Consider the following 13,442-nt stretch of genomic DNA (forward strand, 5'->3'; position numbering starts at 1 on the left):
GGGCGCCAGTTGGCGCCCCTTTTTATTGCAGTTCCGAGGAGAGCGTTACTCTGCCTCCTGCTCCTTGTACTTGGCGGCAGTCTCGGTAACCAGGCTTTGCAGCTCACCGGTACGGGCCATCTCAAGGATGATGTCACAGCCGCCAATCAGCTCACCTTCAACCCACAGCTGCGGGAAGGTTGGCCAGTTGGCGTACTTGGGCAATTCGGCACGAATATCAGGGTTTTGCAGGATATCCACGTAGGCAAACGCTTCACCGCAGTTCACCAGCATCTGGGACGCCTGAGCGGAAAATCCACAGCTAGGCAGCTTGGGAGACCCCTTCATGTACAGGATGATGGGATTTTCCGCGATTTGTGACTTAATCTTCTCTACAGTTTCCATGAGTACCACATCTGGTAGTGATCTTGATTCTCATTCTATTAAAAGTGCAACCAAACCCCAATGTATTTTTTCGATGAAGTCAGTTAGAACATTCAATTGGGAACATGATGCACGTCACAGGTTTAGGGAGTACAATGCTCCCATAACGGAACAAAACCAACAGCTAAATCAGCTAAATGGAGAACGCAAATGGCTTTCGAACTACCTGCACTGCCTTACGCTAAGGATGCACTGGAGCCCCACATCTCAGCCGAGACCCTGGACTTTCACCACGGCAAGCACCACAACACCTACGTGGTTAAGCTCAACGGCCTGATCGAGGGCACCGAGTTTGCCGGTAAGTCTCTGGAAGAGATCATCAAGAGCTCCAGCGGCGGTGTCTTCAACAATGCCGCCCAGATCTGGAACCACACCTTCTACTGGCACTGCCTGTCCCCTAACGGCGGCGGTGAAGCGACCGGTGCCATTGCTGACGCCATCAACGCTGCCTTTGGCTCTTTTGACGAGTTCAAAGCCAAGTTCACCGACATGGCGATCAACAACTTCGGCTCCAGCTGGACCTGGCTGGTTAAGAAGGCAGATGGCAGCCTGGATATCGTCAACACCAGCAACGCCGGCACTCCGCTGACCGACGAGGGTGTTACTCCTCTGCTGACTGTCGACCTGTGGGAGCACGCCTACTACATCGACTACCGCAACGTTCGCCCTGACTACATGAAGGGTTTCTGGGCCCTGGTAAACTGGGAGTTTGCCAACCAGAACTTCGCTGGCTAATCGGCAGCAAAGAGATTGAGGGAGCCATAGGGCTCCCTTTTTTGTGCGCCAGGATCAACAAGGGAGCCGTCCGGCTCCCTACTATGCTAAATGCTCTTCCCCGTTAATGTTCTGAGGTGAGCTTATCCCAACCCTGCCATTCGCCAGACTGAGAGAAGAAGCTCTCCGGATCGTCTGGCACCCAGCTTGGACGACTGTTTTGCTGATGGTATTCGCGCCACTGCTCTTTGTTGTGAATGCCGCACCATCTGGCGTAGGTTGAAATCATCTCAATTGAGACCTGGTCGTGTTGAGTCACTGACATAACGCTACTTCCTGTGTAACCAACCGAAGACACTTTAGCAAAAGCTCAAGCCTACCTACTAATGGTTAATCATGACATTTATGTGACAACCATCACGGCCCACCTCAACCCTGTTCGAACGGGGATCACAGCAGCTTATCCGGTGTATCTCTGCGCAAGTGCAGACAAATTTTCTGAGCAATTCCGTCACCTGGACCGTATAGAGTTGAAACCCCTGCTGCAATGCCGGGGTCTAACTCTTAGGTGAGGAGGATTTTCGACCCTATTCCATTAAACCCATGAAATATTTCGTCTTAAAAATCTATGGTTTGCTGTCCTATTTAGAAATATTGGGTCTACGCTTAATGCTAAGGGTTGGAGATGACTGCCCTGCCAACGGCGCGGCAAAACTGATTTCAGGGGGTGACCGATGACCATTTTCCAGCACTATCAGCAACGTTATGAACGTACCCGTGACGAAGAGATGAGCATCCAGGACTATCTGGAGTTGTGCAAAGTTGACCACAGCGCCTTCAGCAGCGCCGCAGAGCGACTGCTGGAAGCCATAGGCGAGCCCGAGATGGTGGACACCGCCAAGGATCCCAGGTTGTCCCGCATCTTCTCAAACCGGGTTGTGGCCAGGTACCCTGCCTTTTCCGAGTTTTACGGCATGGAAGAGGCGATTGAGCAGATCGTCGCCTACCTGAAACACTCGGCTCAGGGTTTGGAAGAATCCAAACAGATCCTCTATCTGCTGGGGCCTGTGGGCGGCGGTAAATCTTCTCTGGCCGAGAAGCTGAAAAAACTGATGTCCAAGGTGCCCATCTATGTCCTGAGCGCCAATGGCGAGCGCAGCCCGGTGAACGACTCTCCCCTGTGCCTGTTTGACCTCGAAGAGGACGGCAAGCTGCTGGAGGAGGAGTACAAGATCAACAAGCGCTACCTGCGCAACATCATGTCTCCCTGGGCAGCCAAGCGACTGCACGAGTTCGGCGGCGACATCAGCAAATTCAAAGTGGCCAAGGTGTACCCATCCATCCTGGACCAGATCGCCATCGCCAAGACCGAACCCGGCGACGAGAACAACCAGGACATCTCCTCCCTGGTGGGTAAGGTCGACATTCGTCAGCTGGAGCATTTTGCCCAGAACGATGCTGACGCCTACGCTTACTCCGGCGCCCTGTGCCGTGCCAACCAGGGGATCATGGAGTTTGTGGAGATGTTCAAGGCCCCCATCAAGGTACTGCACCCCCTGTTGACCGCCACCCAGGAGGGCAACTACAACAGCACCGAGGGCCTGTCCGCCCTGCCCTTCGCCGGCATCATCCTGGCACACTCCAACGAATCGGAATGGCAGACCTTCCGCAATAACAAAAACAACGAAGCCTTCCTCGACCGGGTGTACATCGTCAAGGTGCCTTACTGCCTGCGCACCTCTGAGGAGAAAAAGATCTACGAAAAGCTGCTGGACAGCTCGGATCTGAGCCAAGCCCAGTGCGCCCCGGGTGTACTGGATATCCTGGCCCAGTTCAGCGTCCTGTCTCGCCTGAAGGATCCGGAAAACTCCTCCATCTTCTCCAAGATGCGGGTGTACGACGGTGAAACCCTGAAGGACACCGACCCCAAGGCCAAATCTCACCAGGAGTACAAAGACTACGCCGGTGTGGACGAGGGAATGAACGGCCTGTCCACCCGTTTCGCCTTTAAGATCCTGTCCCGGGTATTCAACTTCGATCACAGCGAAGTGGCCGCCAATCCGGTGCACCTGTTCTATGTGCTGGAGAAACAGATTGAGCGTGAGCAGTTCCCTCAGGAGATGGCAGAGCGCTACCTGGAACACCTGAAAGGTTACCTGATTCCCAAGTACGTGGAGTTTATCGGCAAGGAGATTCAAACCGCTTATCTGGAGTCCTACTCCGAATATGGCCAGAACATCTTCGACCGTTACGTCACCTATGCGGACTTCTGGATTCAGGATCAGGAGTACCGGGATCCGGAAACCGGTCAGCTGTTTGACCGGGCCGCCCTGAATGCCGAGTTGGAGAAGATCGAGAAACCCGCCGGGATCAGTAATCCCAAGGATTTCCGTAACGAGATCGTCAACTTTGTGCTGCGAGCCCGGGCCAACAACGCCGGAAAGAACCCCAACTGGGTCAGCTACGAGAAACTGCGCACGGTGATTGAGAAGAAGATGTTCTCCAACACCGAAGATCTGTTGCCGGTGATCTCCTTCAATACCAAGACCTCTGCGGACGAGCAGCAGAAGCACGATGACTTCGTCGACCGCATGATGGAGAAGGGATACACCCGCAAGCAGGTTCGCCTGCTCTCCGAGTGGTACCTGAGGGTACGCAAGTCATCCTGATGCGGTGGGAGAGTGCCTATGACGCATTTTATCGACAAGCGCCTCAACACCAAGGGCAAAAGCACGGTGAACCGCCAGCGTTTTCTGCGTCGCTACAAGAAGCAGATTAAGCAGGCGGTCTCCGATGCTGCCACCAACCGCAGCGTCACCGATGTGGAAAGTGGTGAGAAGATCACCCTGCCCACCAAGAACATCTCTGAGCCGGTGTTCCACACCGGCCGAGGTGGGGTTCGCCAGACGGTTCACCCGGGGAACGATCAGTTCCACCGGGGCGACCGCATCGACCGTCCTCCTCAGGGGGGCGGCGGTGGCGCAGGTCAGGGGCAGGCCTCTGACAGTGGTGAAGGCAGCGACGACTTCGTGTTCGAGATCTCCAAGGATGAGTATCTGGATATCCTGTTCGACGATCTGGAGCTGCCCAACCTGCAGAAGACCGCCCTGGATAAACTGGTGGAGTTCAAGACCGTAAGAGCGGGCATCACCTCCGAAGGACAGCCGGCCAACATTCACATCGTGCGTTCGTTGCGGGAGTCCCTGGCAAGACGAACCGCCATGACCGCAGGAAAACGCCGGGCCCTGAATGAGGCGGAAGCCAAACTGGAGGCTCTGACCAACACGCCCGGCTCCAGCAGTGAGGAGATTCTGGCCCTCAAGGAGGAGATTGACGAGCTGCGCAAACGGATCAAAGCGGTGCCCTTCCTGGACACCTATGATCTTAAATACACCAACTTTGCCAAGCAGGCGGTGCCTACCTCCAAGGCGGTGATGTTCTGTCTGATGGATGTCTCAGGCTCTATGGACCAGGCCACCAAGGATATTGCCAAGCGATTCTACATCCTGCTTTACCTGTTCCTGACCCGAACCTATAAGGAGCTGGATGTGGTGTTCATTCGCCACCACACCCAGGCCAAAGAGGTGGATGAGCAGGAGTTCTTCTACAGCCAGGAAACCGGCGGCACCATAGTCTCCAGTGCATTGAAACTGATGCATGAGATTCAACGGGAGCGCTACCCTTCCAACGAGTGGAATATCTACGCGGCCCAGGCCTCGGATGGCGATAACTGGGCAGACGATTCGCCCCTGTGCCGGCAGTTGCTGGATCAGTCGCTGCTGCCCACTTGCCGCTACTTCACCTACATAGAGATCACCAACCGGGCCCATCAGACCCTGTGGCGCGAGTACGAGACCCTGGCCCAGGCTCACTCTCACTTCGCCATGCAACATATCCGTTCCGTGGAAGATATCTTCCCGGTATTCAAAGAGCTGTTTAAAAAGCAGACGGCCTGATTCCATTTGGGGGGAAACCGATGAGTGAGAAACGTACCCTGTCAGACGGACCAGACTGGACCTTTGACCTTCTGGATCAGTATCACAATGAGATTGAGCGGGTGGCAGGACTCTACCGTCTGGACACCTATCCCAATCAGATAGAGGTGATCTCCGCCGAACAGATGATGGATGCCTACGCCAGTGTCGGCATGCCCATCGGCTACTCCCACTGGACCTTCGGCAAGAAGTTCATTGAAACTGAACGTCACTATAAGCGCGGTCAAATGGGCCTGGCTTACGAGATCGTCATCAACTCCAACCCCTGTATCGCCTACCTGATGGAGGAGAACACCATCACCATGCAGGCCCTGGTGATGGCCCACGCCTGTTATGGTCACAACAGCTTCTTCAAGGGCAACTACCTGTTCCAGACCTGGACAGACGCCGACTCCATCATCGACTACTTGGTGTTTGCCAAGAACTTCATTGCCGAGTGCGAAGAGGCCCACGGCATCGACGCCGTCGAAGAGTTGCTCGATTCCTGTCATGCCCTGATGAACCTGGGGGTGGACAGATACAAGCGCCCCGCCGAAATCTCCCTGCGGGAGGAGAAGATGAGGCTCAAGGAGCGGGAAGCCTACCTGCAGTCCCAGGTCAACGACCTGTGGCGCACCCTGCCTGCCACCCAGAGTGAAGAGGAGGATAAGCAGGCGCCCAGATTCCCGGCCGATCCCCAGGAGAACCTGCTCTACTTCATCGAAAAGAACGCGCCGCTCCTTGAACCCTGGCAGCGCGAGGTGGTGCGCATCGTTCGCAAGATCTCTCAGTACTTCTACCCTCAGAAGCAGACTCAGGTGATGAACGAGGGGTGGGCCACCTTCTGGCACTACACCATCATGAACCACCTGTATGACGAGGGCCTGGTGACCGACCGCTTCATCATGGAATTTCTCCACAGCCACACCAATGTGGTGATGCAGCCGGAATACAACAGCCCCTACTACAGTGGCATCAATCCTTACGCCCTGGGGTTTGCCATGTTCCAGGACATCCGCCGCATCTGCGAAGATCCGGACGAGGAGGACAAGCGCTGGTTCCCGGACATCGCCGGCTCCAACTGGCTGGATACCCTGCATTTCGCCATGAACAACTTCAAGGATGAGAGCTTCATCTCCCAATACCTGTCGCCCAAGATAATGCGCCAGTTCAAGTTCTTCACCGTGCAGGATGACGATCGCAAGAGTTATCTCGAGGTGGGCGCCATCCACAATGATGAGGGCTACCGGGAGCTGAGGCAGAACCTGTCCGCCCAGTACAACCTCTCCAACCTGGAGCCGAACATCCAGGTGTGGAACGTCAAGGTCCGCGGAGACCGTTCACTGATCCTCCGCTATCAGCCCCACAGCCGCATCCCCCTGGCCGACAGCAAAGATGAGGTGATGAAGCACCTGCACAGGCTGTGGGGGTTCGACGTCTACCTGGAGGAGGAGAAGGACAATGGCAATACGGAGATCATTGCCCGAAGCCTGGCCAAAGCAGAAGAGTAGCCGATCGGACGCCCAGTCGAGCTTGCTGCAATGGCAGCGGCCGTGACGCCATCGGATTCAACAAACCACAAAAAAGCCCGCATCAGCGGGCTTTTTTCAATCAGCGAGTCATGGATTTACTCGGCGATATCCTTGGGCATGTCGGAGCGAATCCTCATCCACAGCTTACCGGACTCAATGCCGTACTTGCGTACGATATGGGGCACCTCATCGGCATCCCCCTGCTCGGCGCACTTAAGCAGGTCCTTGTAGTAGTTGCGGGCCAGATCCCGGGCCGCTTCCTGGCTGAAGTAGTAACGACCAACCCTGCTGTACAAGCCCTTGAACCCGTTCAGGATCAAGGCGTAGATGGGGTTGTCTGAGGCCATGGCCAGAGAGTGGTTCAGGTTGTAGTCGTAATCGGAGAATGCACCGGGATCATCGTGGATGTCGCTCCACTGAGACAACACTTCCTGGGCGCGCACCGGGTTGTAGCGCACTGCGGAGCGGATGTAGATGGCGCTGATGTTGGTGCGGGCTGAGAGCAGTTGATCCATCAGCTCTGGCACCCCGTCCTGATCCAGGCGGGCGATGGTTTCCAGGATATTGAGCCCGGAAGTCTCCCAGAAGTTGTTCACCCGGGTCGGTTTACCGTGCTGAATAGTCAGCCAGCCATCTCTGGCCAGGCGCTGTAAAACTTCCCTCAAAGTGGTTCGGGTTACCCCGATCAGCTCGGACAGTTCGCGCTCCGCTGGCAGTATGGTTCCAGGTGCGAACTTGTTGTTCCATATGGATTTTACGATGTACTCTTCGGCAAATCCTGCTGGACTCTGCGCTTTTATTATCATAGTCACGGGGGCCTTACGACTCTTGAACAAGGTGTAATTGATTTATCTTAGCAAATAAAGAACAAATGCAAAAATGCGATCCATTCCCCAAATATTTAACTAAATTGAGTTCGTTCACAACTTTAACATGCTATCCGGTGGATTCGCAGCCAGATTAACTGTAAAAAAGTGGTCGAACCTTAGCATTATCAAATAATGATAAGGATTTTTGATATTCGGTGTCAGTTAACGTTAACCACAAATCCGAGTATGATCGCCCATCTGTCTGCGACACCACAATAAAATCGATAATATAGTAAGGAAGGGAGCTATGGCACTAAGTCTACGCCAAGCCTTTTTTCACAACTTCTTAGGCCAGGCGCCTAAGTGGTACAAATTGGCAATCATCGCCTTTTTGGTGATCAACCCGATTGTCTTCGCGATCGACCCCTTTATCGCCGGCTGGCTGCTGGTGATTGAGTTCATCTTTACCCTGGCCATGGCTCTGAAGTGCTACCCGCTTCAGCCCGGCGGCCTGCTGGCCATCGAAGCTGTGGCCATAGGCATGACCTCACCGGCAACCGTGCTCCATGAGCTGGAAGCCAACCTGGAAGTGATTCTGCTGCTTATCTTTATGGTGGCGGGTATCTTCTTTATGAAACAGCTGCTGCTGTTCATCTTTACCAAGCTGGTGACCAAGGTCCGTTCCAAAGCCTTGCTCTCCCTTGCCTTCTGTTTCTTCTCTGCGGTACTTTCTGCCTTCCTCGATGCTCTGACTGTAATCGCGGTAATCATTGCAGTTGCCATCGGTTTCTACACCATCTACCACAAGGTGGCGTCGGGTAAGGATTTCACTCAGGATCACGACCACAACAACGACGAACAGGACAACCTGTGTAAGGATGACCTGGAGCAGTTTCGTGGCTTCCTGCGTAACCTGATGATGCATGCCGGTGTGGGTACTGCCCTCGGTGGCGTATGCACCATGGTGGGTGAACCTCAGAACCTGATCATTGCCGCTCAGTCCAACTGGAACTTCGCCGAGTTCTTCATACGCATGTCTCCGGTAACCATGCCTGTGCTGGCTGCCGGCCTGCTGACCTGTGTACTGGTCGAGAAGTTCAAGGTTGTGGGTTACGGCGAGCAGCTGCCTGAAAACGTCCGTAAGATCCTGGTTGACTACGCCGAGTATGAAGATAAGCGCCGTACCAACAAGGACCGTGCCATGCTGATCGTTCAGGGCCTGGTCGGCCTGTGGCTGGTGGTCGGTCTGGCTCTGCACCTGGCGGCGGTAGGTCTGATTGGTCTGTCTGTGATTATTCTGACCACCTCCTTCAACGGCATCATTGACGAGCACTCTCTGGGTAAGGCGTTTGAAGAGGCCCTGCCCTTTACCGCCTTGCTGGCCGTGTTCTTCTCCATCGTTGGCGTGATCATCGAGCAGGGTCTGTTTGCTCCGGTAATCACCTGGGTACTCTCCTACTCCGGTAAGACCCAGGCGGTAATGTTCTTTATCGCCAACGGCCTGCTGTCCATGGTGTCCGACAACGTGTTTGTGGGAACTGTGTACATCAATGAAGTGAAGACCGCCCTGCTGGAAGGCAAGATCACCCGCGACCAGTTCGACATGCTGGCGGTGGCCATCAACACAGGGACCAACCTGCCCTCCGTTGCTACCCCCAACGGCCAGGCTGCCTTCCTGTTCCTGCTGACTTCGGCTCTGGCCCCGCTTATCCGCCTCTCCTACGGCCGCATGGTGATTCTGGCTCTGCCCTACACCATAGTGATGTCTATTGTGGGCCTGGCGACCATCGAGTTTGGCTTGCTGGACAATCTGACCCAGTACTTCTATGAAGTGCACTGGATCAATCACCACTCAGTTGCAGAAGCCGCAGCCGGTGCCATCAGCGGTGGCCACCACTAAACGATAATGATTTAGAACTGCATATTGCCTTCTGATAGAAACGCCCTCACAATTTGAGGGCGTTTTTGTAAGTTTTTCAGGAGTCATCATGCTGGACCAAGCCCGACAATTCACCTCTGAGCGACGCAGTTGGTTGCTGCTGGCAGCCTCAGCCCTGGCATTGGAGCTGATCGCCCTGGTGTTTCAGTACGGCATGGATCTCAAGCCCTGCGTCTACTGCATCTATGTGAGACTGGCGGTGTTTGCCCTGATGCTGGTGGCGCTGATCACCGCCATCCGCCCCGATTTCAAGCCCTTGCGCACTCTGGGCTTTCTCGGCTGGGCCGGCACCAGTGCCTGGGCCCTGTCACTGAACCTGACGCTTCATGCCAAGCAAACCGCCCCACCGACTTTGTTTGGCTCTACCTGTGATGCCATCCCCAACTTCCCGCTTTGGGCGCCTCTGCATGAGTGGATTCCCAGCGTATTCATGCCCACTGGAGACTGCAGTGACTCCCCCTGGTCTTTCCTGGGCTTGTCCATGGCCCAGTGGCTCATCGGCCTCTTTGCGGTGAACCTGGTGCTGTGCCTGCTGTTCTGGCTGACCACCCTCAATGAAAAGAAAAAAGGTGGTGAATGCTGCGGAGGCAGCTGCCACTAGTGGCCATTGACCTTTCACCCTCTACTTCCTGGTGACGTCAAAGGTTTGAACATCAGCCAGTTAAGACAAAAAGAAAGGGCTGCCATTGGGCAGCCCTTTTTCCATTCGTGAGTCCCATTCTGAATAGGGCTACACATTGGAGATCTATTGTGGGCAATCCAATAGAAGCAAGGCTCTAACCAAAACAGCGTATTCCCCCTGACTTGACCACTCGTCGTCAGAGCCTTATCAAGCCAGAAACATTGACAAAATAGCCCTTCTACAGTCCATCAGAACACCACCTGAATTCAGGTATGCAAACACCAGTAACAATGCATAAAAAGTCAGTTGCCACTGACAACTGACTTTCTCAATAACAATCAACGCATTCTAGGTTAGTTGTACTGTATGCTTCCTAATCCAGCATGCTTATATCAACAGAAAAGGATCTACTCTTCAACCTTCGGCTCTATCTCATGCTCAAAGCCATGGCAGGTTCCACAGGAATATGGATCCGGAAAAGTCTTACTCAGGGCAAAGTCACTGTTATGACTTGGATACCAAAGATCACCATACAAGCTTATTTCTCCTTCTCTATCCACCGGAACTGTTGCCCTTGTTAGCTGATTAGCAACGTTTTTGGATGCTGGAATAAACTTAGGCAGGCTGGCATCACCGTGCTTATCCATCCACAGTCGCTCTAAACCATTCTTATTATTGGTATTGTGACACCAGAAACATCTTGCTGCCCGATTGTGCCCCTGTGGCGCACCGTTAGAACCATGGCAAGTAGCACAATAATATGGCTGCATATAGTCAAAACCATCAACACTATTTACTGGCCAAGGTTGCCCGCCATGTCCAAGCTTATTATCAAAAGTTTTTTTGTGGCACTGAGTGCAGTCCGCGATTTTCCAGCCAAAGTGGCTTTCATCCAGAATGGAGGCACTTCCAATTTTTGTTTCTTTTGTAGCAGCGTGCATAGGGCGGAGCAAGGCTATACCAGTTACATCTTCAGTTGGAAATAGTGACTGTTCTCCCTTAACCCCGAGTGTTTGCACTGTATGCTGGAGTTCATTCTCTGCCATATACACTTCAATTGTGTCATCTTTTTGTAGATCCAAGTCTGTACCATTTCTAGCTTCTCCTTGCAACGAACCGAGTCCGACAAACTGATAGGGGTAAGACATAATGTTATTGCCAACAATATTATTTACCTGATTGCCCCCTATCGCATTGTAACTGCTCCACTCTTTAATACAGATCACTGGGTCTACCGGATTGACTGCGACACCAATCGTACCGTCTTCATTGAAAGTCGTTGAGCCGTCCTTGTTAAAGTTACATGTGGGTACAGTACCACTAAAATCACCGTTTGTTGCCAATTCTCCATGATAAGGCATTCCTCCGGACCAACCACCGTAGTTACCAGTCCATGGGGTGTGCATAATAGTGAAACCATCAACCTTGGCGCCTGAACTCATCGTTGCCCACCAAGTAAATCGAATGTCGGCACCGGTCTGTTCGGCAAGCGACAACCAAACATCCATTGTCGACAATACGCCTTCCTGAAACACATCACTTCTCATGTTATGCGCTGTTACTTCAAGATTTGTCGCTAAGATTTCGAATTCAGATGGTGGGTTTAAAAAATCCTTATTCAAATCAAAGTGAAGAACATAAGGTATAATGAATTTTCCTCCATTATTTGCAAGGCGCTGCTGCTCCTGTTTCCATACCCAGTGAAGGCGATTTATCATTTCATCTGAATATACGGTGAAGCGATAGCTTTGTTCCTCACGTAGCCAGTATTGATCCATCCTCGAATACTGTACAGCCAGACGCGCTCCGGCATACTGCTTATTTTGTCCCAAAGACTGCTTAAGCGCATAGTGCCAATTAGCACTGTTAAAGTAATCACCATCGTTTGAGTCAAACTTTCCATCACCATTCATATCCCAAGAAATACGATATTCATAGGTATCATATGCTGATTCTTCAGGCGTAAGAATTGATTCCACTCCACCTTCCCAACGCATATCTTCACGAGTGCCGACCAAGTATCGAAGCAAATCAAATGGGCTGTATGCACCGGGTTTAAAGATGTCTGGTCTTGAAGATCCAGCACCCAGCCCATCAGGATTGGTCGCTAAATATGTTATCATGTCCTCCATGCTGACTCTGAACACAGGCCCAGATTCTGTATTTTGGATCTCTGGAGTAGCCAATTTTGCATCCGCCGGATTTACACCACCATCACCGTTAATGTCGTGAGAAAGATCGCCCTGAAACGCCTTTATAACCCCCAGACCAACCCAGGGTTGAATCTGATCATCCAGTGTACCTAGGACGACATTCACTTCGCCTTCAAGATGATATGGCGGGAGCTCCATGTAAGGAGTTTCGACATAATTCCATGCGGAGTTGTCAATCTGTGGGGTTGGCGGCTCATCAGCGCCAATAACTTGATCATCACTATCCCCACCGCAAGCAGTAAGCCCCAGCATAAGAGGCAAAAGAACTGCCACCTTTATCTTTTTCATCGCTTGTCCTTTCCGGTTCAACCGGCTTATCATTAAAACGCGACTTCAATTTCAAGCGATTAACGACAAAAAGAACACTGTAAAAGTTACTAGGAAATAGCTTAAAAAGAAGATGAATATGAGTTACATCACATGATCTACTTTTACAGTAAAAGGTGTTTCTTAGCCAAACTAATAAGTTCAGCTTTGTTGGTAGCTCCAAGTTTCTCTTTGGCCCGATCCACATGATAATTAACACCACGAGGAGTAATATAAAGATGCTCAGAGATTTCTTTACTACTCAATCCTTGAGCAGTCAATTTCAGAACTTGAATTGTTTTTCTCTTAAAGAAACCGTTGAGAAGATGAGGATTAGTTCGATCGGGATACTTGCTTGAGAAATAATAGTGAATAAGATCCAAATGCTGTAACACCCAGTTTTGTGACATCTTCTCCTTAAGTTCCCCTTCAGGTAGAGTTGAGTGTATCCAAAAGAAGCCCATTGATTCATCAATTAATTTGTGGCTGTAGTACTCACAAGAGCTAATATAACCGGCCTCTTGAAACCATTTATCTATCTTTCTAGTTAAATCTTCATGCCCTCTGTGAACTGCACCAAAACGCGCACTGTCTGGCCAACGCCCTTCCAATTCGAACGCAAGAAGGACATCTGGATATTTTGATACCAACATGGTCGACTTGACAACATTCTCATAGAGTTTTTTATTCGAACATAGACCGCCATCTACAACACACTTCTGGATGAGCTTAGGGATTTGCCTGTCAGTTCGACGTTTTCCTTCTCTTGTATAGCCATTGCCCTGTTTTGGCATCGGAACATAGGCAAGATCACAAAAATCCAATACCTCCGCTTTATCTCTGAAATCCGACAAAATCGACATCCGCACCTCGACTCCACTACCTTAAAAGTCACTATAGCCGATGCCCT

The 13,442-nt window shown here is 52.0% G+C and carries 11 protein-coding genes; 6 read left to right on the forward strand and 5 right to left on the reverse strand.

What is annotated here, in order from left to right:
* Positions 1–45: 45 nt before the first annotated feature.
* Positions 46–384, reverse strand: a complete 339-nt coding sequence (locus QUE41_RS12190; RefSeq protein ID WP_028111045.1) for a Grx4 family monothiol glutaredoxin — start codon at positions 382–384, stop codon at positions 46–48.
* Positions 385–573: 189 nt separating this feature from the next.
* Between QUE41_RS12190 and sodB the strand changes: the two genes are divergently transcribed.
* Positions 574–1,158, forward strand: coding sequence for a superoxide dismutase [Fe] (gene sodB, locus QUE41_RS12195; protein ID WP_286339315.1), 585 nt, complete (start codon positions 574–576; stop codon positions 1,156–1,158).
* A 103-nt stretch (positions 1,159–1,261) separates the two neighbouring features.
* On the opposite strand, the gene QUE41_RS12200 is transcribed toward sodB, so the two are convergent.
* Complete coding sequence (locus QUE41_RS12200) at positions 1,262–1,462, reverse strand: hypothetical protein (RefSeq protein ID WP_286339316.1); 201 nt, start codon at positions 1,460–1,462, stop codon at positions 1,262–1,264.
* Between the two features lie 409 nt (positions 1,463–1,871).
* Between QUE41_RS12200 and QUE41_RS12205 the strand changes: the two genes are divergently transcribed.
* Genes QUE41_RS12205 through QUE41_RS12215 form a run of 3 tightly spaced genes read left to right on the forward strand, consistent with a single transcriptional unit; the run spans position 1,872 to position 6,622 of the window.
* Entirely contained in the window at positions 1,872–3,806 is a 1,935-nt protein-coding gene (locus QUE41_RS12205; RefSeq protein ID WP_286339317.1) for a PrkA family serine protein kinase, read from the forward strand.
* 18 nt (positions 3,807–3,824) lie between these two features.
* On the forward strand, positions 3,825–5,093 hold the full coding sequence (locus QUE41_RS12210; protein ID WP_286339318.1) for a YeaH/YhbH family protein: 1,269 nt from the start codon (positions 3,825–3,827) through the stop codon (positions 5,091–5,093).
* A gap of 20 nt (positions 5,094–5,113) precedes the next feature.
* Positions 5,114–6,622, forward strand: a complete 1,509-nt coding sequence (locus tag QUE41_RS12215; protein ID WP_286339319.1) for a SpoVR family protein — start codon at positions 5,114–5,116, stop codon at positions 6,620–6,622.
* A gap of 116 nt (positions 6,623–6,738) precedes the next feature.
* On the opposite strand, the gene fadR is transcribed toward QUE41_RS12215, so the two are convergent.
* Positions 6,739–7,449, reverse strand: a complete 711-nt coding sequence (gene fadR / locus QUE41_RS12220; protein ID WP_286342939.1) for a fatty acid metabolism transcriptional regulator FadR — start codon at positions 7,447–7,449, stop codon at positions 6,739–6,741.
* Between the two features lie 310 nt (positions 7,450–7,759).
* On the opposite strand from fadR, the gene nhaB reads away from it, so the two are divergent.
* Positions 7,760–9,352, forward strand: coding sequence for a sodium/proton antiporter NhaB (nhaB, locus tag QUE41_RS12225; protein WP_286339320.1), 1,593 nt, complete (start codon positions 7,760–7,762; stop codon positions 9,350–9,352).
* 88 nt (positions 9,353–9,440) lie between these two features.
* Complete coding sequence (gene dsbB / locus QUE41_RS12230; protein ID WP_286339321.1) at positions 9,441–9,992, forward strand: disulfide bond formation protein DsbB; 552 nt, start codon at positions 9,441–9,443, stop codon at positions 9,990–9,992.
* Positions 9,993–10,420: 428 nt separating this feature from the next.
* Here dsbB and QUE41_RS12235 read toward each other — a convergent pair whose 3' ends face one another.
* Positions 10,421–12,514 (reverse strand): cytochrome c3 family protein, encoded by a 2,094-nt coding sequence (locus QUE41_RS12235; protein WP_286339322.1) that lies wholly within the window; start codon positions 12,512–12,514, stop codon positions 10,421–10,423.
* A 143-nt stretch (positions 12,515–12,657) separates the two neighbouring features.
* Positions 12,658–13,395: a helix-turn-helix transcriptional regulator gene (locus tag QUE41_RS12240; RefSeq protein ID WP_286339323.1), complete on the reverse strand. Its 738-nt coding sequence runs from the start codon at positions 13,393–13,395 to the stop codon at positions 12,658–12,660.
* Positions 13,396–13,442: the final 47 nt, after the last annotated feature.

This window comes from Ferrimonas sp. YFM, assembly GCF_030296015.1.
In the GTDB taxonomy this organism is placed as follows: Bacteria; Pseudomonadota; Gammaproteobacteria; order Enterobacterales; family Shewanellaceae; genus Ferrimonas.